20 protein-coding genes are annotated in these 22,205 nt (G+C 60.6%); 12 read left to right on the forward strand and 8 right to left on the reverse strand.

From position 1 onward, the window contains the following. Together sdhD and sdhC are read right to left on the reverse strand one after the other, a co-directional pair. Entirely contained in the window at window positions 1–369 is a 369-nt protein-coding gene (gene sdhD / locus CAF80_RS00890) for a succinate dehydrogenase, hydrophobic membrane anchor protein (RefSeq protein ID WP_007977503.1), read from the reverse strand. Further along, the gene (sdhC, locus tag CAF80_RS00895; RefSeq protein WP_074687560.1) at window positions 363–737 is read right to left on the reverse strand and encodes a succinate dehydrogenase, cytochrome b556 subunit; all 375 of its coding nucleotides are present in this window, start codon (window positions 735–737) and stop codon (window positions 363–365) included. Before sdhC ends, sdhD begins: the two co-directional genes overlap by 7 nt. Window positions 738–1,101: 364 nt before the next feature. Between sdhC and gltA the strand changes: the two genes are divergently transcribed. Beyond that, window positions 1,102–2,391 carry a citrate synthase gene (gene gltA / locus CAF80_RS00900; RefSeq protein WP_007959044.1) on the forward strand — a complete coding sequence of 430 codons (1,290 nt, stop codon included), beginning with the start codon at window positions 1,102–1,104 and terminating at the stop codon, window positions 2,389–2,391. Window positions 2,392–3,441: 1,050 nt separating this feature from the next. Here the strand turns inward: gltA and CAF80_RS00910 are convergent. The 3 genes from CAF80_RS00910 to CAF80_RS00920 all read right to left on the reverse strand — a co-directional run bounded on the left by CAF80_RS00910 (window position 3,442) and on the right by CAF80_RS00920 (window position 6,490). After that, entirely contained in the window at window positions 3,442–5,100 is a 1,659-nt protein-coding gene (locus tag CAF80_RS00910) for a cation acetate symporter (RefSeq protein WP_039769783.1), read from the reverse strand. Next, window positions 5,097–5,408: a DUF485 domain-containing protein gene (locus CAF80_RS00915; protein WP_011333111.1), complete on the reverse strand. Its 312-nt coding sequence runs from the start codon at window positions 5,406–5,408 to the stop codon at window positions 5,097–5,099. Before CAF80_RS00915 ends, CAF80_RS00910 begins: the two co-directional genes overlap by 4 nt. Before the next feature lie 230 nt (window positions 5,409–5,638). After that, window positions 5,639–6,490 carry a glycine betaine ABC transporter substrate-binding protein gene (locus CAF80_RS00920; RefSeq protein WP_039769782.1) on the reverse strand — a complete coding sequence of 284 codons (852 nt, stop codon included), beginning with the start codon at window positions 6,488–6,490 and terminating at the stop codon, window positions 5,639–5,641. Window positions 6,491–6,777: 287 nt separating this feature from the next. On the opposite strand from CAF80_RS00920, the gene CAF80_RS00930 reads away from it, so the two are divergent. Further along, complete coding sequence (locus CAF80_RS00930; protein ID WP_085666691.1) at window positions 6,778–8,373, forward strand: beta (1-6) glucans synthase; 1,596 nt, start codon at window positions 6,778–6,780, stop codon at window positions 8,371–8,373. Window positions 8,374–8,495: 122 nt separating this feature from the next. Here CAF80_RS00930 and CAF80_RS00935 read toward each other — a convergent pair whose 3' ends face one another. After that, window positions 8,496–8,864 (reverse strand): hypothetical protein, encoded by a 369-nt coding sequence (locus tag CAF80_RS00935; protein WP_085666692.1) that lies wholly within the window; start codon window positions 8,862–8,864, stop codon window positions 8,496–8,498. A 223-nt stretch (window positions 8,865–9,087) separates the two neighbouring features. On the opposite strand from CAF80_RS00935, the gene CAF80_RS00940 reads away from it, so the two are divergent. After that, a complete protein-coding gene (locus CAF80_RS00940) occupies window positions 9,088–10,386 on the forward strand; it encodes a serine/threonine protein kinase (protein WP_039769776.1) in 1,299 nt (432 codons plus the stop codon). Then, entirely contained in the window at window positions 10,379–11,167 is a 789-nt protein-coding gene (locus tag CAF80_RS00945; RefSeq protein ID WP_007959292.1) for a VacJ family lipoprotein, read from the forward strand. The genes CAF80_RS00940 and CAF80_RS00945 overlap by 8 nt, the downstream gene beginning before the upstream one ends. 64 nt (window positions 11,168–11,231) lie before the next feature. Here CAF80_RS00945 and CAF80_RS00950 read toward each other — a convergent pair whose 3' ends face one another. After that, window positions 11,232–12,146 carry a DUF808 domain-containing protein gene (locus CAF80_RS00950; protein ID WP_074687557.1) on the reverse strand — a complete coding sequence of 305 codons (915 nt, stop codon included), beginning with the start codon at window positions 12,144–12,146 and terminating at the stop codon, window positions 11,232–11,234. Window positions 12,147–12,280: 134 nt separating this feature from the next. Here CAF80_RS00950 and CAF80_RS00955 point away from each other — a divergent pair, with 134 nt between their 5' ends. Then, window positions 12,281–12,886, forward strand: coding sequence for a TetR/AcrR family transcriptional regulator (locus CAF80_RS00955; RefSeq protein ID WP_007959290.1), 606 nt, complete (start codon window positions 12,281–12,283; stop codon window positions 12,884–12,886). A gap of 91 nt (window positions 12,887–12,977) precedes the next feature. On the opposite strand, the gene CAF80_RS00960 is transcribed toward CAF80_RS00955, so the two are convergent. Then, the gene (locus CAF80_RS00960) at window positions 12,978–13,418 is read right to left on the reverse strand and encodes a heme-binding protein (protein ID WP_085666693.1); all 441 of its coding nucleotides are present in this window, start codon (window positions 13,416–13,418) and stop codon (window positions 12,978–12,980) included. A 268-nt stretch (window positions 13,419–13,686) separates the two neighbouring features. Here CAF80_RS00960 and gcl point away from each other — a divergent pair, with 268 nt between their 5' ends. The 7 genes from gcl to CAF80_RS00995 all read left to right on the forward strand — a co-directional run bounded on the left by gcl (window position 13,687) and on the right by CAF80_RS00995 (window position 22,108). Then, window positions 13,687–15,462: a glyoxylate carboligase gene (gene gcl, locus CAF80_RS00965; RefSeq protein ID WP_011333103.1), complete on the forward strand. Its 1,776-nt coding sequence runs from the start codon at window positions 13,687–13,689 to the stop codon at window positions 15,460–15,462. A gap of 153 nt (window positions 15,463–15,615) precedes the next feature. After that, complete coding sequence (gene hyi, locus CAF80_RS00970) at window positions 15,616–16,398, forward strand: hydroxypyruvate isomerase (protein WP_011333102.1); 783 nt, start codon at window positions 15,616–15,618, stop codon at window positions 16,396–16,398. Between the two features lie 43 nt (window positions 16,399–16,441). Beyond that, window positions 16,442–17,335 (forward strand): 2-hydroxy-3-oxopropionate reductase, encoded by an 894-nt coding sequence (locus CAF80_RS00975; RefSeq protein WP_085666694.1) that lies wholly within the window; start codon window positions 16,442–16,444, stop codon window positions 17,333–17,335. A gap of 177 nt (window positions 17,336–17,512) precedes the next feature. Beyond that, window positions 17,513–18,787 carry a glycerate kinase gene (locus CAF80_RS00980; protein ID WP_064594446.1) on the forward strand — a complete coding sequence of 425 codons (1,275 nt, stop codon included), beginning with the start codon at window positions 17,513–17,515 and terminating at the stop codon, window positions 18,785–18,787. Further along, complete coding sequence (gene pyk / locus CAF80_RS00985; RefSeq protein ID WP_085666695.1) at window positions 18,784–20,199, forward strand: pyruvate kinase; 1,416 nt, start codon at window positions 18,784–18,786, stop codon at window positions 20,197–20,199. Before CAF80_RS00980 ends, pyk begins: the two co-directional genes overlap by 4 nt. 148 nt (window positions 20,200–20,347) lie before the next feature. Further along, window positions 20,348–21,262, forward strand: coding sequence for an urea transporter (locus CAF80_RS00990; protein WP_085666696.1), 915 nt, complete (start codon window positions 20,348–20,350; stop codon window positions 21,260–21,262). Window positions 21,263–21,283: 21 nt separating this feature from the next. After that, entirely contained in the window at window positions 21,284–22,108 is an 825-nt protein-coding gene (locus CAF80_RS00995; protein ID WP_039769763.1) for an ion transporter, read from the forward strand. The last annotated feature ends 97 nt before the right edge of the window (window positions 22,109–22,205 follow it).

Genomic DNA, 22,205 nt, shown 5'->3' on the forward strand with positions numbered 1-22,205 from the left:
TCAGATACCCCAGAGAATCTGCACACCCCAGACGAAGTAAGCGAACATCGCGACGCCGCATACTGCCTGGAAAAGGAAACGTACTGCAGTCGCGGACTTGCCCAGCGCCATTGGCGTCAGGTAGTCGGTCGCGATGGTCCACATGCCGACCCAGGCGTGAGCGCCCAGGGCAACCAGTGCCAGCAGACTGAAGATACGCATTCCGTTGTGGGCGAACAGGCCGTGCCATTGGTCGTAGCCAATGCCCGGGTTCGCGGCGAGGTAGCCGATCAGGAATATGAAATAAGCCGCGAGAACGACCGCAGACACACGCTGTGCCATCCAGTCATAGAGGCCCGAACGCGAAAGGTTTGTAACGCTGGTTACCATATCCAAACTCCTGCCAGAACGATCAGCACCAAGGAAACGGCGATGATCAGTTTCGAGCCCAGGCGGCCGCCTTCCAGCGTCTCACCGATGCCCATGTCCATGATCAAGTGGCGCACACCGGCAACCAGGTGATACAGAAGAGCGGACAGGAGGCCCCATGCTACGAACTTGGCCAGCGGGCTGGTCAAGCATGCCTTCACCTCGACATAACCTTCCTCGGAACCCAGGGATTTGCCCAATGCATAAAGCATGATGCCAAGGCCCAGGAAGAGGATGATGCCGGAAACACGGTGAAGAAACGACGTAACGCCGGTGATGGGGAGTTTGATGGTCCTTAGGTCTAGGTTTACAGGTCGTTGGCTTTTCACGGCTTTTTTTTCACACTGAAGAGCCCCTAACAATCAGGGCAAAGTTGTTGGGGAGTGCACTGGTCAGGTAACCACCACCCAGGGATGCGACCCCCAATGAAAGCAAGCCCAAAAGCCCTTGGCGGTCGGTCGCCGAGTATAGACAGTTAGGCTACTAATGACAACGCAATCGCCTACCCCCAATAGCGGATTGCACAAGTCGTATAAAAGGCGTAAATGGCAGGCAATTTCGAGGAAAAAGTGCGGTTAAAGCCTTCTGGAGCAAGACTTTAGGCAAATTGACATTCGAATTTATCTCACTATAGTGGTGCGGGCCCTGCGTGGGGGGTCTGTCTGATGATTTCAAGCATAAATAGGAGGCCACATGGCTGACAAAAAAGCGCAGTTGATCATCGAGGGCGCAGCCCCCGTCGAGCTGCCCATTTTAACCGGCACCGTTGGTCCCGATGTTATCGATGTTCGGGGCCTGACGGCCACGGGCCGCTTCACTTTCGACCCCGGTTTCATGTCGACCGCTTCCTGCGAATCGAAGATCACCTATATCGACGGCGACAACGGCATCCTGCTGCACCGCGGCTACCCGATCGAACAGCTGGCTGAAAAGTCGGACTACCTGGAAACCTGCTACCTGCTGCTGAACGGCGAACTGCCGACCGCAGAACAGAAGGCCCAGTTCGTCGGCACCGTGAAGAACCACACCATGGTTCACGAGCAGCTGAAAACCTTCTTCAACGGCTTCCGCCGTGACGCCCACCCGATGGCTGTCATGTGTGGTGTAGTCGGCGCCCTCTCGGCCTTCTACCACGACTCCCTCGACATCAATAACCCGCAGCATCGCGAAATCTCCGCGATCCGCCTGGTTGCCAAGATGCCGACCTTGGCCGCGATGGTTTACAAGTACTCCATGGGTCAACCCATGATGTACCCGCGCAACGACCTGTCGTACGCGGAAAACTTCCTGCACATGATGTTCAACACCCCGTGCGAGATCAAACCGATCAGCCCGGTACTCGCCAAGGCCATGGACCGGATCTTCATCCTCCACGCCGACCACGAGCAGAACGCCTCGACCTCCACCGTGCGTCTGGCGGGCTCCTCGGGCGCCAACCCGTTCGCCTGTATCGCCGCCGGCATCGCCGCACTGTGGGGCCCTGCCCACGGCGGTGCGAACGAAGCCGTGCTGACCATGCTCGATGAAATCGGCGATGTTTCGAACATCGACAAGTTCATCGCCAAGGCCAAGGACAAGAACGATCCGTTCAAGTTGATGGGCTTCGGTCACCGCGTCTACAAGAACCGCGACCCACGTGCGACCGTGATGAAGCAGACCTGCGACGAAGTGTTGAAGGAACTGGGCATCCAGAACGATCCGCAACTCGAACTGGCCATGCGCCTGGAAGAGATCGCCCTGACCGACCCGTACTTCATCGAGCGCTCGCTGTACCCGAACGTCGACTTCTACTCGGGGATCATCCTCAAGGCGATCGGCATTCCGACCAGCATGTTCACTGTGATCTTCGCCCTGGCACGTACTGTCGGCTGGATTTCGCACTGGAAGGAAATGCTCTCCAGCCCGTACAAGATTGGCCGTCCGCGTCAGCTGTACACTGGCTACGAGTCGCGGGATATCACCAAGCTGGAAGACCGCAAATAAGAGCTGTCTTGCGATAGCGCCTTAAGTTGTATCGGAAACGGCCTCCATGAGAATGGGGGCCGTTTTTTTTTGGCATATCAGCGGCCTTTGGGCCGACTGTTTTTTTGTTGATTGGGTACATATCCGTTGCTTCGGGTGCTGCCGCTGGCGGTTTCGCTCTTACAGCGAGTCCCTTTTTCAAACGCCAAAAAGGAACCAAAAGGCTTTTGCCCCGGCGTACGGCACTTCGCTTAGGCTCAGTGTTCCCTCGCTACGGTGTCCATCAGGGGGCATCGCCTACGGTTTGCTTCGCTGCACCTCCTCTCGATGTATGCGGCTTCGCCGCACGGCGCTGCGCGCCTACCCCCTGATGGACACCTCCGCTCGGCCTGCCGAAGGGGCTAAAGATCAAAAGCCAGAGCCAGAGCCAAAGCAAAAGCCAGAGCCAAAGCAAAAGCCAGATCAAAAACCCCTCACCCTAGCCCTCTCCCGGAGGGAGAGGGAACTGATCGAGGTGTTTGCAGGAGCTACGTCGACGTGAAATACCGAGTCGAACTCAAGTTTTGAAAAGCACACGTATCGGCTCCCTCTCCTTGGGGAGAGGGCTGAGGTGAGGGGTGAATCCACCACAAAACAAAAGCCGAACACCCGCCCTTCACCACTCACCACGATGAGCGTTAGCTCGAGTACCGCTTTTGATCGCAGGGCCCGTCGGCAGGCTGAGTGGAGGGATTGATCCGGGGGTGGGAGCGCAGCGACCGTGCGGCGCAGCCGCATGCATCGAGAGGAGGTGCAGCGAAGCAAACCGTAGGCGATGCCCCCGGATCAATCCCGGAGCGAAGGAACCCCGAGCCTCAGCGAGGGGCCGTACGTCAGGGCAGAGACCTTTTGGTTACTTTTGGGGCGTTTGCCAAAAGTGACCCGCCGTAAGGGCGGAACCCCAAGAAGCCGTTACCGCAGCAACGGATATACACCCACCTCCCAAGAACACCCGATAACCGCCCACAAAAAAAAATGCCCCAATCTCTCGACCAGGGCATTTTCAATTCAAATCAACCTACACAAAAAGCCTCAGTGCGAAACCGCCCCACTAGCCCCCAACCCAGTCTGCGAACGCACAAACTGCGGGAAGAACGCCGCACGCTCGTTCTCTGCCGCCACCGACTTATCGGTGATCGAGAAGAACCAGATCCCGATAAACGCAATGATCATCGAGAACAACGCCGGATACTCATAAGGGAAGATCGCCTTCTCATGATGCAGAATCTGCACCCAGATGGTCGGGCCAAGAATCATCAGACCCACCGCACTCACCAGACCCAGCCAGCCGCCAATCATGGCGCCACGGGTGGTCAGTTTCTTCCAGTACATCGAAAGCAGCAGCACCGGGAAGTTGCAGCTCGCCGCGATGGAGAACGCCAGACCAACCATGAACGCAATGTTCTGGCTTTCGAACAGGATGCCCAGGCCGATGGCCAGAACGCCCAGCGCGATGGTGGTGATCTTCGAAACGCGGATTTCATCCTTCTCGTTGGCCTTGCCCTTCTTGATCACGCTGGCGTACAGGTCGTGAGACACCGCCGAAGCACCGGCCAGGGTCAGGCCGGCCACTACTGCCAGAATGGTCGCGAACGCCACCGCCGAGATGAAGCCGAGGAACACGCTGCCGCCCACGGCGTTGGCCAGGTGCACCGCCGCCATGTTGTTGCCGCCGAGCAGAGCGCCGGCTGCATCTTTAAAGGTCGGATTGGTGCTGACCAGCAGGATCGCGCCGAAGCCGATGATGAAGGTCAGGATGTAGAAGTAGCCAATGAAACCGGTCGCGTACAGCACGCTCTTGCGGGCTTCTTTCGCGTCGCTGACAGTGAAGAAGCGCATCAGGATGTGCGGCAGGCCGGCGGTACCGAACATCAGTGCCAGACCCAGGGAGAACGCCGAGATCGGATCTTTGACCAGACCGCCCGGGCTCATGATCGCTTCGCCCTTGGCGTGAACCTTGATCGCTTCGGAGAACAGGGTGTTGAAGTCGAAGTTGACGTGCTTCATCACCATCAGCGCCATGAACGAAGCACCGGACAGCAACAGCACCGCCTTGATGATCTGTACCCAGGTGGTCGCCAGCATGCCGCCGAACAGCACGTACATGCACATCAGGATACCGACCAGAATCACCGCAACGTGGTAGTCGAGACCGAACAGCAACTGGATCAGCTTGCCGGCACCGACCATTTGCGCGATCAGGTAGAACGCCACCACCACCAGCGAACCGCAGGCAGACAGCGTGCGGATCTGGGTTTGCCCGAGGCGGTAGGACGCCACGTCGGCAAAGGTGTATTTGCCCAGGTTACGCAGACGCTCGGCGATCAGGAACAGAATGATCGGCCAGCCCACCAGGAAGCCGATCGAGTAGATCAGGCCGTCGTAGCCGGAGGTGAACACCAGCGCGGAAATCCCCAGGAAGGACGCCGCCGACATGTAGTCACCGGCAATCGCCAGACCGTTCTGGAACCCGGTGATCTTGCCGCCCGCCGCGTAGTAGTCGGCCGCCGAGTTGTTGCGCTTGGACGCCCAGTAAGTGATGCACAGGGTTGCGCCAACGAACGCCACGAACATGACGATCGCGGAAACGTTGAGCGGTTGTTTGTGGACTTCGCCGGTCAGGGCGTCAGCGGCCCAGACGGCTGGAGCAAACGCTGCGATGCTCAAAAGAGCCAGTAGACGCCGGATCATTGCTGAGCCTCCTTGAGAATCGCGTTGTTCAGGTCGTCGAACTCGCCATTGGCGCGGCGCACATAAATGCCGGTCAGGATGAAGGCCGAGACAATCAGTCCGACACCGATCGGGATGCCCCAGGTGATGGATGATTCGGGACTGATTTTCGTGCCGAGCACTTGCGGCCCGTACGCGATCAGAAGGATGAAGCCGGAGTAGAGCCCGAGCATGATCGCCGAGAGTATCCAGGCGAACCTTTCTCTTTTCTTGACCAGCTCCTTGAAGCGCGGGCTGTTCTGAATCGAGAGGTAAATGCTGTCGTTCATTGTTTTTATCCTCGCAGCACAGATTTTTATTTTTGGAACGTATCCACTGTATGCGGCTGCGAGCCGGGTTCCAGACGACCTTAGTAGTAGAACGCCATGACGTTTTTGCCAATTTCCAGACCAGCCGAAAACCGCCACCCCTGCCTATTAATAGAGGACAAACAAAAAAGGCCGCCCGACTGTCATGTCGGGCGGCCCTGGGAAGCGCAGATTAGACGCTTCGGCTTAAATCACTTGGTCCAGTCGGCAACACGCTCAGGGTGCTTGGCAACCCAATCCTTGGCCGCTGCGTCAGGTTTTGCACCGTCCTGAATCGCCAGCATGACTTCGCCGATTTCGTCTTTCGAAGCCCACTGGAAGTTCTTCAGGAACTTGGCCACTTCCGGCGCCTTGGTCGCCAGTTCCTTGCTGCCGATGCTGTTCACGGTTTCAGCCGCGCCGTACACGCCTTTCGGGTCGTCGAGGAAGCGCAGTTTCCACTTGGCGAACATCCAGTGCGGCACCCAGCCGGTAACGGCGATGGATTCGTTTTTCTTCTCGGCACGGGTCAGCTCGGCAATCATGCCGGCGCCGGAACTGGCCTTGAGTTGATACCCCGTCAGGTCGTAATCCTTGATCGCCTGATCGGTCTTGAGCATAACGCCTGAACCGGCGTCGATGCCGACGATGCGCTTCTTGAAGGAGTCGTCGGTTTTCAGGTCTTCGATGGTCTTGGCCTTGACGTACTCCGGCACGATCAGACCGATTTTCGCGTCCTTGAAGTTCGGGCCGTAATCGACGACCTGATCCTTGTTCTTGGTCCAGTATTCGCCGTGAGTCACGGGCAGCCAGGCCGAGAGCATGGCGTCGAGTTTGCCGGTGGCAACGCCCTGCCACATGATGCCGGTGGCGACGGCCTGCAGTTTCACGTCGTAGCCGAGTTTCTGCTTGATCACTTCGGCCGCCACGTGGGTGGTCGCGACGCTGTCGGACCAGCCGTCAACGTAACCGATGTTCAGGGTCTGTTTTTCAGCGCTGGCGAAAGTGGAGCCCATCGCAAATACCAGAGCGGCACCTGCGCCTAAAAGTCGTCGCATCTTCATCGTTACTTCCCCGAAATGCTGCGCCCGACGGATGCCGGGCATCGTCAACGTGTTGTTATGGTGCTCGGCGCCCCCATCACGCCCGTTCGCGAACTCGTTCGAACATCAGCGGAGTACTGATGAGTCCGATCATCAACCTGACGCCCGTTAAGACCTGCTCTGCCAGCGACCTCGAAGCAACGAGAAACGACATCAGAAAGCCATTAACTGCCTCCGGATATTTGGCGCCAGACAATCCGCCCGAACTTTGCATGTCAAAATCGTGCGGGCCACCAACCTGCTTATAAATGCAGGTAACATGCGTCGCTTTGCAGCCACTCGGCCTGACCATGTCCGCAACTTCCCGTTTCCCCTTTCTTCCTTATCTGTTCGCCTGCCTGCTCGGGCTGTTTGCCCTGTGCGGTTTCTGGTACGGCCTCGGCAAACCGGTGATCCTGCCGGACGTCGCCACCCCGACCCACAAGTTGCAATGCGCCTCCTACACCCCGTTCGATAAAGACCAGTCGCCGTTCGACGTGCCGTTCAAACTGCGCCCGGAGCGCATGGACGCCGATCTCGCCCTGCTCGCCACCCGCTTCGAATGCATTCGCACCTACTCGATGACCGGCCTCGAAGCGCTGCCGGATCTGGCGCGCAAACATGGTTTGAAGTTGATGATCGGCGCGTGGGTCAACAGCAATCCGGTCGACACCGAGAAGGAAGTCGACTTGCTGATCGCCTCGGCCAATGTCAACCCGGACGTGGTCAGCGCGGTGATCGTCGGCAACGAAGCCTTGCTCCGTAAAGAGGTCACCGCGACCCAATTGGTGAAGCTGATCAACAAGGTCAAGAGCCACATCAAGCAGCCGGTGACCTACGCCGATGTCTGGGAGTTCTGGCTCAAGCACCCGGAAGTCGCGCCGGCGGTGGATTTCCTGACCATTCATTTGCTGCCGTACTGGGAAGACGATCCGTCGAACATCGACGCCGCGCTGCATCATGTGGCGCAAGTGCGTCAGGTGTTCGGCAACAAGTTCGCGCCCAAAGACGTGATGATCGGCGAAACCGGCTGGCCGAGCGAAGGCCGCCAGCGTGAGACCGCCCTGCCGAGCCGGGTCAACGAGGCCAAGTTCATTCGTGGATTTGTCACCCTCGCCGAACAGGAAGGCTGGCGTTACAACCTGATCGAAGCGTTTGATCAGCCGTGGAAGCGCGGCAGCGAAGGCGCGGTCGGTGGTTACTGGGGGCTGTTCGATGCGGATCGCCAGGACAAAGGCGTGTTGGCCGGGCCGGTATCGAATGTGCCGTACTGGTCGCAGTGGCTGGCGGTCGGCGGAGTGATCTTCCTCGGCACATTGCTGCTGGGCGGTCGGGTTCGCTCGACGCGCTCGGCGCTGATCCTGCCGTTGCTCGGCGCCCTCGCCGCCTGCTCCATCGGCGCCTGGGGCGATCTGGCGCGGGTAACCACGCGGTTTGCCAGCGAATGGCTGTGGGTCGGTTTGCTGACGATCCTGAATCTGTTGGTGCTGGCCCATGCCGCGCTGACCTTGAGCGCCCGCAATGGCTGGCGTGAACAGGCGTTCAACGCTTTCGAGCGACGGGCCGGCTGGCTGGTGGCGGCGGCCGGTTTCGCCGCTGCCGTAATGATGCTCGAGCTGGTGTTCGATCCGCGCTATCGCAGCTTTCCGAGCGTGGCGTTCATTCTGCCGGCGCTGGTTTACCTGTGCCGCCCGGTGCGAGTGGCCCGTCGAGAGATTGCCCTGCTGACCTTCATCATCGGCGCAGGCATTGCGCCGCAGCTGTTCCGTGAAGGATTGCAGAATCAGCAGGCGTGGGGTTGGGCGCTGGTCAGCGTGTTGATGGTGGCTGCGTTGTGGCGCTGCCTGCGGGTTCGCAAGGGCTGATCTTCAAAGGCTGAACCGGCCTCTTCGCTGGCAAGCCAGCTCCCACAGGATTCCTGTCTGCCACAGGTTCTGCATCTACATGGATCAAGTGTGGGAGCTGGCTTGCCAGCGATGGCTGACTGTCAGACGCCGCGAGACTCTCTAACCAGTCGCAACCCGGCAATCACCACCGCAAACACCGCCAGCGTCGTGTTGTACAGCGCCAGCGCCGGCAACCCGAACACCAGCGCCAGCACCGCCAGCCACCACCCTGCCCGGCCCGGCACGACAAAACCGAGCACGGCTGCAGCGACCGCCGCCCAGCCCAGCAGCTGGAAATGAATCAGCAGGCCCAGGTTCGAGCGCACCGAGCATTCCCAGCGGCTCGCCTCATCCACGCAGATGCCCACCCACTGCGCATCCTCCATGAAGCCATAACGCGCGCCATAACTGGCAGCCAGCCACAACGGCAACAGAACGAGCAGCAGAATCACGGGCAAGCGGCGGGACATGGAACACTCCAATCGACGAAATCGGCGGCCAGCTTAATCTGCCGCCGCGCATACGCAAGGACTAACAACTCTTAACTGGTCATTCCTTCCTTGCAAAGTGTATCGTCCGGCTACTATTACTCCGAATTCTGTCAGTTTGGTGCCGTGGCATGGCACTTTGACGCAAACCCGGTGGTCATAGCCTGCGAACTTCATTCGGCACCTTCCTCTAAGGGATCCAGTCATGCTCCGTTCCTTGCGCTTCGCCGCCCTGTTTGGCGGCCTTATTCTGAGTGCGTCCGCGCTGGCGGTGGATATCGACGCCGCCAGCTATGGCTATCCCCTGACCAACCCGTTCGAGGCGACCATCGCCACCACGCCGCCGGACTTGCGCCCGGAACTGCCACTGGACGACGACATCGATCAGGCCGATCGCAGCATCACCCTGCGTCCCGAGCGCGAATTCATCCTGCCGGACAATTTCTGGCCGGTGAAAAAACTCACCTACCGCATCGCCACTCAGGACAAGGCCGCGCCGCTGATCTTCCTGATCGCCGGCACCGGCGCGCGCTACGACAGCACGCTCAACGAGTACCTGAAGAAGCTTTATTACAAGGCCGGCTACCACGTCGTGCAGCTGTCATCGCCGACCAGCTTCGACTTCATGAGCGCCGCCTCGCGTTTCGCCACCCCCGGCGTGACCAAGGAAGACGCCGAAGACATGTACCGGGTGATGCAGGCCGTACGGGCGCAGAACCCGAAACTGCCGGTCACCGACTATTACCTCAGCGGCTACAGCCTCGGCGCCCTGGACGCGGCCTTCGTGGCGCATCTGGATGAAACCCGTCGCAGCTTCAACTTCAAGAAAGTCCTGCTGCTGAATCCGCCGGTCAACCTCTACACCTCGATCACCAACCTCGACAAGCTGGTGCAGACCGAGGTCAAGGGCATCAACAACAGCACCACCTTCTATGAACTGGTGCTGAACAAACTGACCCGCTACTTCCAGCAGAAGGGCTACATCGACCTCAACGATGCGCTGCTCTACGACTTCCAGCAGTCCAAGCAGCACCTGAGCAACGAGCAGATGGCGATGCTGATCGGCACGTCATTCCGTTTCTCGGCGGCCGATATCGCGTTCACTTCGGACCTGATCAACCGTCGCGGCCTGATCACCCCGCCGAAATTCCCGATCACCGAAGGCACCAGCCTCACGCCGTTCCTCAAGCGTGCGCTGCAATGCGACTTCGACTGCTACCTCACCGAACAGGTGATCCCGATGTGGCGCGCCCGCACCGACGGCGGCAGCCTGCTGCAACTGATCGATCAGGTGAGCCTGTACGCCCTGAAGGATTATCTGCACGACAGCCCGAAAATCGCCGTCATGCACAACGCCGACGACGTGATCCTCGGCCCGGGCGACCTCGGCTTCCTGCGCCGGACCTTCGGCGATCGCCTGACCGTTTACCCGCTGGGCGGCCATTGCGGCAACCTTAACTATCGCGTCAACAGCGACGCCATGCTGGAGTTCTTCCGTGGCTAAATATCTCCTGCTGATTGCAGCGCTCCTCAGTGCAGGTATGGCCCAGGCCGACAACAGCAAAGCCAATGCACCGGTGGTCATCGACAGCGACGGTTTCAAGGAGCCGCTGTCCAAACTCAAGTTCAACCCGGGGCTGGATCAGCGCGAGTTCGAGCGTTCGACCCTCAGCGCGCTGAACGTCTATGACCCGCTGGAAGAGTGGAACCGCCGCGTCTACCACTTCAACTACCGCTTCGACCAATGGGTGTTCCTGCCGGTGGTCGATGGCTATCGCTACATCACCCCGAGCTTCGTGCGCACCGGCGTGAGCAACTTCTTCAACAACATTGGCGACGTACCGAACCTGGTCAACAGCCTGTTGCAGTTCAAGGGCAAGCGCTCGATGGAAACCACCGCGCGCCTGCTGCTCAATACCACCATCGGCATCGCCGGACTCTGGGACCCGGCTACCGCCATGGGCCTGCCGCGCCAGAGCGAAGACTTCGGCCAGACCCTGGGCTTCTACGGCGTACCGGGCGGCGCCTATTTCGTGCTGCCGATCCTCGGCCCGTCGAACCTGCGTGATACTGCAGGCCTTGCCGTGGACTACACCGCCGAGTCCGCGATCAACTTCCTCAATGTCTCGGAAGTCAGCTCCAACCACCCGGAAGTCTGGGTACTGCGTGGCGTCGACAAGCGCTACCAGACCAGCTTCCGCTACGGTCAGCTGAACTCACCGTTCGAGTACGAGAAGGTGCGCTACGTCTACACCGAGTCGCGCAAGTTGCAGATCGCCGAGTAAAAACGCCAGCCACAAAAAAGGCCATTCGATGCGAGTCGAATGGCCTTTTTGTTTGCCTCAGGATTTAGCCTTTCAGGGCTTTCCAGACTTTACCGATCACGGACACGCCCGCCAGCACCACCGCACCCGCGATGATCCCCGCCACGCCATTCAACAGCATCGGCACCACAAACCCGGCGCCACCGGCCGCAGCGCCGACGCTCTCGATCCAGTGATGCATCACCGGTACGCCGTGGGTCAGGATGCCGCCACCGACCAGGAACATCGCTGCAGTGCCGATCACCGACAGGCTTTTCATCATGTACGGCGCAGCGCGCAGGATGCCGTTGCCGATACTTTTGGCCATCTGCCCAGGCTTCTGAGTCAGCCACAGACCGAGGTCGTCGAGTTTGACGATACCAGCCACCAATCCGTAAACGCCCACGGTCATGACAATGGCGATGCCCGACATCACGATCACTTGCTGGGTCAGCGAAGCATCGGCCACGGTGCCGAGGGTGATGGCGATGATTTCCGCCGAGAGGATGAAGTCGGTGCGGATCGCGCCCTTGATCTTATCCTTCTCGTAGGCCACCAGATCGGTTGCCGGATCAGCCACGGCCTCAACCAACTGGGCGTGCTCGGCTTCATCTTCGGCCTTGCTGTGCAGGAACTTGTGCGCGAGTTTTTCGAAACCTTCGAAACACAGGTAGGCGCCACCGACCATCAACAGCGGTGTCACCAGCCACGGCACGAACGCACTGATCGCCAGCGCCGACGGCACCAGGATCAGTTTGTTGACGAACGAGCCCTTGGCCACCGCCCAGACCACCGGGATTTCCCGCTCCGCGCGTACGCCGGAGACCTGCTGGGCGTTGAGCGCCAAGTCGTCGCCGAGCACGCCGGCGGTCTTCTTGGCAGCCATTTTGGTCATCAACGCAACGTCGTCCAGAACGGTAGCGATGTCGTCGATCAGCACCAGCAAACTGCTTCCTGCCATGAATCATGTTTCCTTATGTGAATAATGCCGCGCAGCATACCGCGACTGTGGGCCACACGGGGCATTGTTGAGCGCCGCGCGAGGCCGGTGCTACCATGCGCAACCGCCAGAACAGGCAAGGAACCACCGGGTTTATGAGCACAATCCGCGAGCGCAACAAAGAACTGATCCTGCGTGCAGCCAGTGAAGAGTTTGCCGACAAGGGCTTCGCTGCGACCAAAACCAGCGACATCGCCGCCAAGGCAGGACTGCCCAAGCCCAACGTCTATTACTACTTCAAGTCCAAGGAAAACCTCTACCGCGAGGTGCTGGAAAGTATCATCGTGCCGATCCTGCAGGCCTCGACCCCGTTCAACCCGGACGGCGTACCGAGCGAAGTGCTGAGCGGTTACATCCGCTCGAAGATCCGCATCTCCCGCGACCTGCCTTTCGCCTCCAAGGTGTTCGCCAGCGAAATCATGCACGGCGCCCCGCACCTGAGCGCCGACCTGGTCGAGCAGCTCAACGGCCAGGCCAAGCACAACATCGACTGCATCCAGACCTGGATCGACCGCGGCCAGATCGCCCCGATCGACCCCAACCACCTGATGTTCAGCATCTGGGCCGCGACCCAGACCTACGCCGACTTCGACTGGCAGATCTCCGCCGTCACCGGCAAGGACAAGCTCGACGAAGCCGACTATGAAGCCGCAGCACAAACCATCATCCGGTTGGTGCTCAAGGGCTGCGAGCCGGACTGAAGTCCGCACCTCCAGACACAAACAAGCCCGCCTTCACATCATCCTGTGAGGGCGGGCTTGTGCGTTTCAGCGGCTATCCGGTTTTAGCCACTCAGGCCGCCACCCCCGCATCCGCCCGCAGATCCAGGGCCTCCACGGCCTTGATCGCGACCTGCTCATCGATGTCCGACAGATCGCCGCTGATGCCGATCGCACCCAGCACGTTCCCCGTCTGATCACGAATCAACACACCACCCGGTGCCGGCACGACACTGCCCTGCCCCATGCTGTTGAGCGCGGCGATGAACGCCGGGCGTTGTTGCGCGTCCAGCGCCAGCAGGCGTGAGCCCTTGCCCAGGGCGATGGCGCCCCAGGCTTTGCCGATGGCGATGTTCGGGCGCAGCAGGCTGGCGCCGTCTTCGCGCTGCAAGGTGACCAGATGGCCGCCGGTATCCAGTACCGCGATGGTCAGCGGCGCGGCGGAAATGGCCCGCCCTGCGCTGATGGCTTCGTTGACCAGCTTGACTGCGACTTTCAAGGTTAAAGCGCTCATGGTGCCGTCCTCATTTTGTTATTGGGAAAGTCGTTGAACTGCGCGCAAGTGCCGCAGCCCGATGCACCAAATAGAACACAATGAATAATTTTTTTGTATACAATAATTCTCGAAAAGCGCCTCATGCGACGAAAAGCCACAGCAGAACAGGCTTCCGACGAATGAAACAGGCGCTTGAGAAAATGGATTGACCTGCGCCGTCCGCCGTGAATACACTCTGCGCAAAGCCACTTGTATACAATTACAAAACGTAAAGAGGCACAAAACCATGAGCAAAATGAGAGCAATCGAAGCCGCCGTTCTGGTGATGCGCCGTGAAGGGGTTGATACCGCTTTTGGCATTCCGGGCGCTGCAATCAACCCGCTGTACTCCGCCCTGCAGAAAGTCGGTGGCATCGATCACGTCCTCGCTCGCCACGTTGAAGGCGCCTCGCACATGGCCGAGGGCTACACCCGCACCAAGGCCGGCAACATCGGCGTGTGCATCGGTACTTCCGGCCCGGCCGGTACTGACATGGTCACCGGTCTGTACAGCGCCTCCGCGGACTCGATCCCGATCCTCTGCATCACCGGGCAAGCCCCCCGCGCCCGTATGCACAAGGAAGACTTCCAGGCCGTCGACATCACCAGCATCGTCAAGCCAGTGACCAAGTGGGCGACCACCGTTCTGGAGCCGGGCCAGGTGCCTTACGCCTTCCAGAAAGCTTTCTACGAAATGCGCTCCGGCCGTCCAGGCCCGGTGCTGATCGACCTGCCGTTCGACGTGCAGATGGCCGAAATCGAATTCGACATTGACGCTTACCAGCCACTGCCACTGGCCAAGCCGAGCGCCACCCGCGTGCAAGTCGAAAAAGCCCTGGCAATGCTGGATCAGGCCGAACGTCCATTGCTGGTGGCCGGCGGCGGCATCATCAACGCCGACGCCAGCGAATTGCTGGTCGAGTTCGCCGAGCTGACCGGCATTCCAGTGATCCCGACCCTAATGGGCTGGGGCACCATCCCGGACGATCACCCGCTGATGGTCGGCATGGTCGGTCTGCAGACTTCGCACCGCTACGGCAACGCCACCCTGCTCAAATCCGACGTGGTACTGGGCGTCGGCAACCGCTGGGCGAACCGTCATACCGGCTCGGTCGACGTTTACACCGAAGGCCGCAAGTTCATTCACGTCGACATCGAACCGACCCAGATCGGCCGCGTGTTCACCCCGGACCTGGGCATCGTGTCCGACGCCGCTGCCGCGCTGACCGTGTTCATCGAAGTCGCCCGTGAATGGCAAGCCGCCGGCAAGCTGAAAAACCGCAGCGCCTGGCTGCAGGACTGCCAGCAGCGCAAGGCCAGCCTGCAACGAAAGACCCACTTCGACAACGTGCCGGTCAAGCCGCAGCGCGTCTACGAAGAAATGAACCAGGTGTTCGGCAAGGACACCTGCTACGTCAGCACCATTGGTCTGTCGCAGATTGCCGGCGCGCAGTTCCTGCACGTCTACAAGCCGCGTCACTGGATCAACTGCGGCCAGGCAGGCCCGTTGGGCTGGACCATTCCGGCAGCGCTGGGCGTGGTGAAGGCCGATCCGAACCGTAAAGTCGTGGCCCTGTCGGGGGACTATGACTTCCAGTTCATGATCGAAGAACTGGCGGTCGGCGCTCAGTTCAAACTGCCGTACATCCACGTCGTGGTGAACAACTCGTATCTGGGACTGATCCGTCAGGCCCAGCGCGGGTTCGATATGGACTACTGCGTGCAGCTGTCCTTCGATAATCTGAACGCGCCGGAACTCAACGGTTATGGTGTCGACCACGTCGCAGTCGCCGAAGGCCTCGGCTGCAAGGCACTGCGCGTGTTCGAACCGGCTGACATCGCCCCTGCCCTGCGCAAGGCCGAAGAGCTGATCGAAGAGTTCAAGGTGCCGGTGATCGTCGAGATCATTCTGGAGCGTGTGACCAACATCTCCATGGGGACCGAGATCAACGCCGTCAACGAATTCGAAGACCTGGCGCTGGTCGGCAACGATGCGCCAACGGCGATTTCGTTGCTCGATTAACTGCTTTTGCTTGATCGTTCCCACGTCGAGGCGTCGAACCGTCTGCGTGGGAATGCAGCCGGGGACGCTCTGCGTCCCAAAGCGGACGCAGAGCGTCCATAGAGGCATTCCCACGCAGAGCGTGGGAACGAGAATCTAGAACGGGAGACCACCATGCCGCGTTTCGCAGCCAACCTGTCCATGCTGTTCACCGAACAGGATTTCCTTGCCCGTTTCGACGCCGCCGCCAAGGCCGGCTTCAGCGGTGTCGAGTATCTGTTCCCGTACGATTTCAGTTCTGCCGAAATCAAGGCCAGACTCGACGCCAACGGTCTGACCCAAGTGCTGTTCAACCTGCCGGCCGGTGACTGGGCCAAGGGCGAGCGCGGTATCGCGTGCCTGCCGGACCGGGTCGAAGAGTTCCGCGCCGGGGTTGATCTGGCCATCGCTTACGCCCAGGTGCTGGGCAACACCCAGGTCAACTGCCTGGCCGGTATCCGTCCGCAGGGCGTGGACGATGCCACCGTTGAAAAGACCTTCGTCGCCAACCTCAAGTACGCCGCCGACAAGCTGCAAGCCGTCGGCATCAAACTGGTGATGGAAGCGATCAACACCCGCGACATCCCGGGCTTCTACCTGAACAACACGGCGCAGGCCCTGTCGATTCGCGAGCAGGTCGGCAGCGCCAATCTGTTCCTGCAATACGACATCTATCACATGCAAATCATGGAAGGCGATCTGGCCCGCACCCTGCAATCGCACCTGGCCGAGATCAACCATGTGCAGTTGGCCGACAACCCGGGCCGCAACGAGCCTGGCACTGGCGAGATCAACTACCGCTTCCTGTTCGAACACCTCGATCGCATCGGTTATCAGGGCTGGGTCGGCTGTGAGTACAAACCGCTGACCACCACGGAAGCAGGCCTCGGCTGGCTGAAGACCCACAACGCGATCTGACCCCCTATTTGCTTGAGCAAGACAAAAACAAGAGGATTTTCTCATGGCTAAAATCGGATTCATCGGCACCGGCATCATGGGCCACCCAATGGCGGCGAACCTGCAGAAAGCCGGTCACAGCCTGTTCCTGTCGGCGCACCACGACGCTGCCCCTGCCGACCTGGTCGCCGCTGGCGCCGTCGCTCTGGCCAACCCGCGTGACGTGGCTCAAGAAGCCGAATTCATCATCGTCATGGTGCCGGATACCCCGCAGGTCGACGACGTGCTGTTCCGCGCCGACGGCGTCGCTGCCGGCATCGGCAAAGGCAAAGTCGTGATCGACATGAGCTCGATCTCGCCGACCGCCACCAAGGCTTTCGCCGCGAAGATCAACGAGAAAGGCGCGCAGTACCTCGACGCTCCGGTGTCCGGTGGTGAAGTCGGCGCCAAGGCCGCGACCCTGAGCATCATGGTCGGTGGCGACGCCGATGCCTTCGAACGCGCACTGCCGCTGTTCCAGGCCATGGGCAAGAACATCACCCTGGTCGGTGGCAATGGCGACGGTCAGACTGCCAAGGTTGCGAATCAGATCATCGTTGCCCTGAACATTCAGGCCGTGGCCGAAGCCCTGCTGTTCGCTTCGAAAAACGGTGCCGATCCAGCCAAGGTGCGTGAAGCGCTGATGGGTGGCTTCGCCTCCTCGAAGATCCTCGAAGTGCACGGCGAGCGCATGATCAAGGGCACCTTCGATCCGGGCTTCCGCATCAGCCTGCACCAGAAGGATCTGAACCTGGCCCTGCAAGGCGCCAAGGAGCTGAACATAAACCTGCCGAACACCGCCAACGCCCAGCAAGTGTTCAGCACCTGCGCGGCCATCGGTGGCAACAACTGGGACCACTCGGCGCTGATCAAGGGCCTGGAACACATGGCCAACTTCTCGATTCGCGACAAGAAGTAAGCCCTGCCCCGTCGCTCGTTCCCACGTCGAGGCGTCGAACCGTTTGCGTGGGAATGCAGCCCGGGACGCTCCGCGTCCCTGCCGAAGCGGACGCAGAGCGTCCATTGAGGCATTCCCACGCAGAGCGTGGGAACGATCACCCGCACTAACCAAGAACAATAAGAATGGGAGCCCGCCATGTCGGTCGATCCGCAACAACTGCTGCGCGAGCTGTTTGCCACAGCCATCGACGCGGCCCATCCGAATCAGGTCCTCGAAGCGCATCTGCCGGCCGATCGCACAGGTCGCGTGATCGTCATCGGCGCCGGCAAGGCTGCCGCGGCCATGGCGCAAGTGGTCGAGCGCTGCTGGGAAGGTGAAGTCTCGGGCCTTGTGGTGACCCGCTACGGTCACGGCGCCCCGTGCGAAAAAATCGAAGTGGTCGAAGCCGCGCACCCGGTGCCGGATGCTGCCGGGCTGGCGGTGGCCAAACGCGTGCTGGAACTGGTCAGCAACCTGACCGAAGACGACCGCGTGATTTTCCTGTTGTCCGGTGGCGGCTCTGCCCTGCTGGCGCTGCCGGCCGAAGGCATCACCCTGGCCGACAAACAATCGATCAACAAAGCCCTGCTCAAATCCGGCGCGACCATCGGCGAGATGAACTGCGTGCGCAAGCACCTCTCGGCGATCAAGGGCGGACGCCTGGGCAAGGCCTGCTGGCCGGCGACTGTTTACACCTACGCGATTTCCGATGTACCGGGCGACCTCGCCACGGTCATCGCCTCCGGCCCGACCGTGGCCGACCCGAGCACCAGCGCCGAAGCGTTGGCCATCATCAAGCGCTACGGCATCGAGATTCCGGCGTCCGTACGCAGCTGGCTGCAAAGCCCGGAATCGGAAACCGTCAAACCCGGTGATCCGAGCCTCGCCCGCAGTCACTTCCAGTTGATCGCCCGCCCTCAGCAATCGCTGGATGCGGCGGCGGTGAAATGCCGTCAGGCCGGTTTCAGCACGCTGATCCTCGGCGACCTGGAAGGCGAGTCCCGCGAAGTAGCGAAAGTCCACGCTGGCATCGCGCGCCAGATCATCCATCACGGCCAGCCACTGGCGGCGCCGTGCGTGATCCTCTCCGGCGGCGAAACCACGGTGACCGTGCGCGGCAATGGCCGTGGCGGGCGCAACGCCGAATTCCTCCTCAGCCTCACCGACAGCCTCAAGGGCCAGCCGGGCGTCTATGCGCTGGCCGGTGACACCGACGGCATCGACGGCTCGGAAGACAACGCCGGCGCGATCATGACCCCGGACAGCTACGCCCGCGCCGCTGCCCTGGGCCTGAGCGCCAGCGACGAGCTGGATAACAACAACGGCTACGGCTACTTCGCGGCGCTCGATGCGCTGATCGTCACCGAGCCGACCCGCACCAACGTCAACGACTTCCGCGCCATCCTGATCCTCGAGAGCTCTAAATCATGACGCCTGATAAAAAGGTCAAAATCCTCGCCACCCTCGGGCCTGCCGTCGACGGCATCGAAGACATCCGCGAGCTGGTCGAGGCCGGGGTCAATATCTTCCGCCTCAACTTCAGCCACGGCGATCACGCCGACCACGCCAAGCGCTATCAGTGGATCCGCGAAGTCGAGCGCCAGCTCAACTACCCGCTCGGGATCCTGATGGACCTGCAGGGGCCGAAACTGCGGGTCGGCAAGTTCGCTGACGGCAAGGTTCAGTTGCATCGCGGTCAGGCGTTCCGCCTCGATCTGGACGCAACGCCGGGCGATGAGCGCCGGGTGAACCTGCCGCATCCGGAGATCATCGCCGCGCTGGAAGCCGGCATGGACCTGCTGCTCGATGACGGCAAACTGCGCCTGCGGGTCGTGACCAAATACACCGACGCGATCGACACCACCGTGCTCAATGGCGGCGAACTGTCGGATCGCAAAGGCGTTAACGTGCCGCAAGCGGTGCTCGACCTGAGCCCACTGACCACCAAGGATCGCCGCGACCTGAGCTTCGGTCTGGAGCTGGGTGTGGACTGGGTCGCGCTGTCGTTCGTGCAGCGTCCGCAAGACATCCTCGAGGCCCGCGCGCTGATCGGCGACAAGGCGTTCCTGATGGCGAAAATCGAGAAGCCGTCGGCCGTCGAGCAACTGCGCGAGATCGCCGAACTGAGCGACGCGATCATGGTGGCTCGCGGTGACCTGGGCGTGGAAGTGCCGGCCGAGAGCGTGCCGCAAATCCAGAAGAACATCATCACCACTTGCCGCCAGCTCGGCAAACCAGTGGTGGTGGCGACGCAGATGCTCGAGTCGATGCGCTTCTCCCCGGCGCCGACCCGCGCCGAAGTCACCGACGTGGCCAACGCCGTGGCCGAAGGCGCCGATGCGGTGATGCTGTCGGCAGAAACCGCGTCCGGCGAGTACCCGCTGGAGGCCGTGCAGATGATGAGCAAGATCATCCGCCAGGTGGAGAACGGTCCGGACTACCAGACCCAGCTCGACGTCAGCCGGCCGAAAGCCGAAGCGACCGTGTCCGATGCCATCAGCTGCGCGATTCGCCGGATCAGCAACGTGCTGCCGGTGGCGGTGCTGGTCAACTACAGCGAGTCCGGCGCATCAAGTCTGCGTGCGGCGCGGGAGCGGCCGAAAGCGCCGATCCTCAACCTGACGCCGAACCTGCAGACCGCCCGCCGGCTGAGCGTGGCGTGGGGCATTCATTCGGTGGTCAATGATCGCCTGCGTCAAGTGGATGAGGTGTGCTCGACCGCGCTGGAAATCGCTCAGGCGCAAGGAATGGCCGAGCGTGGCGATACGTTGCTGATCACCGCGGGTGTGCCGTTCGGGCAGCCGGGGTCGACGAATTCGCTGCGGATCGAAACATTGATTTAACCACTGACCAAGATCGTTCCCACGCTCCGCGTGGGAATGCAGCCCGGGACGCTCCGCGTCCCAAGAGCAGACGCAGAGCGTCCTTTGAGGCATTCCCACGCAGACGGTTCGACGTGGGAACGATCAGTACTGACTTTTTAGAACTGCCATGCCTGCCAATCATTTCAACACCCACTGCCCTGACTGGGCCGAGGCTTTGCTCAACGGCTTCAGTCAAATCTTCCTCCAGCGCCATCCGCTGTGTGGACTCCTGTGCCTTTTGGCCATTTTATTTACCGCGCCGGTGCTGTTCGCCGGCGCGCTGCTGGGCGCGGTCGCCGGATTGCTCACCGCGCAACGGCGCAACTACGCCAAGGCGGATCGTCAGGCCGGACTGTTCAGCTACAACGGCGTGCTGGTCGGCCTGTTGCTGAGCCTGTATTTCCCCTGGTCGCCGATGCTGCCGCCGCTGATTCTGGCGGCCGGTGGCCTGAGCGCGATGATCACGCAGCAGTGGCTCAAACGTGCACGCCTCACCGAATACCTGCCCGCCTACACTGCGCCGTTCGTATTGTTGAGCTGGGTGTTCCTGTGTTTCGCCGAGCCTTTATCCGCCGCACCGGCGCTTGAACTCAATACCGTGAACCTGCTCGGTGCCGCCCTGAAAGGCTTCGGTCAGGTGATGTTCCTCGACCATCCGTTGGCCGGTGGATTGATCGCTGCCGGTTTGTTGATTGCCGATCGCCGGGCCTTTGCCTGGGCGCTGCTGGCGTCGGCAATCGGTCTGGGTTCCAGCCTGTTGCACCATGACAGCCAAATCGCGTTGCTGGGTCTGGGTGGTTACAACGCAGTCCTTGCCGCCCTCGCCTTCAGCACCCAGCGCCAGCAACCGTGGCTGCCGCTGTTCGGCATCGGCCTGGCGCTGCTGTTGGCGCCGCTGTTCAGTGCCCTGGGTCTGGCAACCCTCACGGCACCGTTCATTCTCGCCTGCTGGCTGCTGCGCACCGGCATTCGCCTGATGCAACAACCGCAGATCAGCGGCGCGCCTTGCGCTCGCGGGGAGAATCAACCTAGGCTGCGCTGATCTTTGATTCAGGCGTGATCCATGGACAGTAACCAGCACTGGCGTGAACAGCTTTACGTCATGATTTTCCAGAGCGACACCCCCGCCGGGCGACGTTTCGACGGCATCCTGCTGTTGATCATTCTCGCCAGCCTGGTGATCGTGATGCTCGACAGCATCGACAGCGTTCACCGCAATTACGCCGATGTGCTGGCGTATATCGAGTGGGGGTTCACCATCATCTTTGCCGGCGAGTACATTCTGCGTCTGTACTGCTCGCCCAAACCGCTGCGCTACGCCTTCAGTTTTTATGGATTGGTGGATCTGCTGGCGATCGTGCCGGGCATCCTCGCGCTGTACTACAGCGATGCGCAGTACCTGCTGATTATCCGGATCATCCGGATGCTGCGAATTTTCCGCGTCCTCAAACTCAGTCCGTACCTCAAGCAAGCCAACTACCTGATGTCGGCGCTGCGCGGCAGCAAGCAGAAGATCGTGGTGTTTCTGGTGAGCGTCTGCACACTCGTAACCGTGTTCGGTACGTTGATGTACGTAATCGAAGGCCCGGAACACGGTTTCACCAGCATTCCCAAGGGTATCTATTGGGCTATCGTGACCCTGACCACCGTCGGCTTTGGCGACATCGTGCCGAAGACTCCGTTGGGCCAAGTGATTTCGTCGCTGGTGATGATCACTGGTTACTCGATCATCGCGGTGCCCACCGGGATCTTCACCGCTGAACTGGCCAATGCGATGCGTGGTGAACAGTTGCAACACGACTGCCCGGTTTGCCAGAAAAAGAGCCATGAAAGCGGCGCCGCCTTCTGTTCGCGGTGCGGCAATCCGTTATTCAAGAAAATGGAATAAGCAAAGTTCTTTTTAATCTTTAAACGACTATGCGCGCCCCGCTATAGTCGCTGGCAAATGGCCTTATCTTTGTCAAAAACACCCCCACAGAACAAGG

It is taken from the genome of Pseudomonas sp. B34(2017), assembly GCF_002112915.1.
Taxonomy (GTDB): domain Bacteria; phylum Pseudomonadota; class Gammaproteobacteria; order Pseudomonadales; family Pseudomonadaceae; genus Aquipseudomonas; species Aquipseudomonas pharyngis.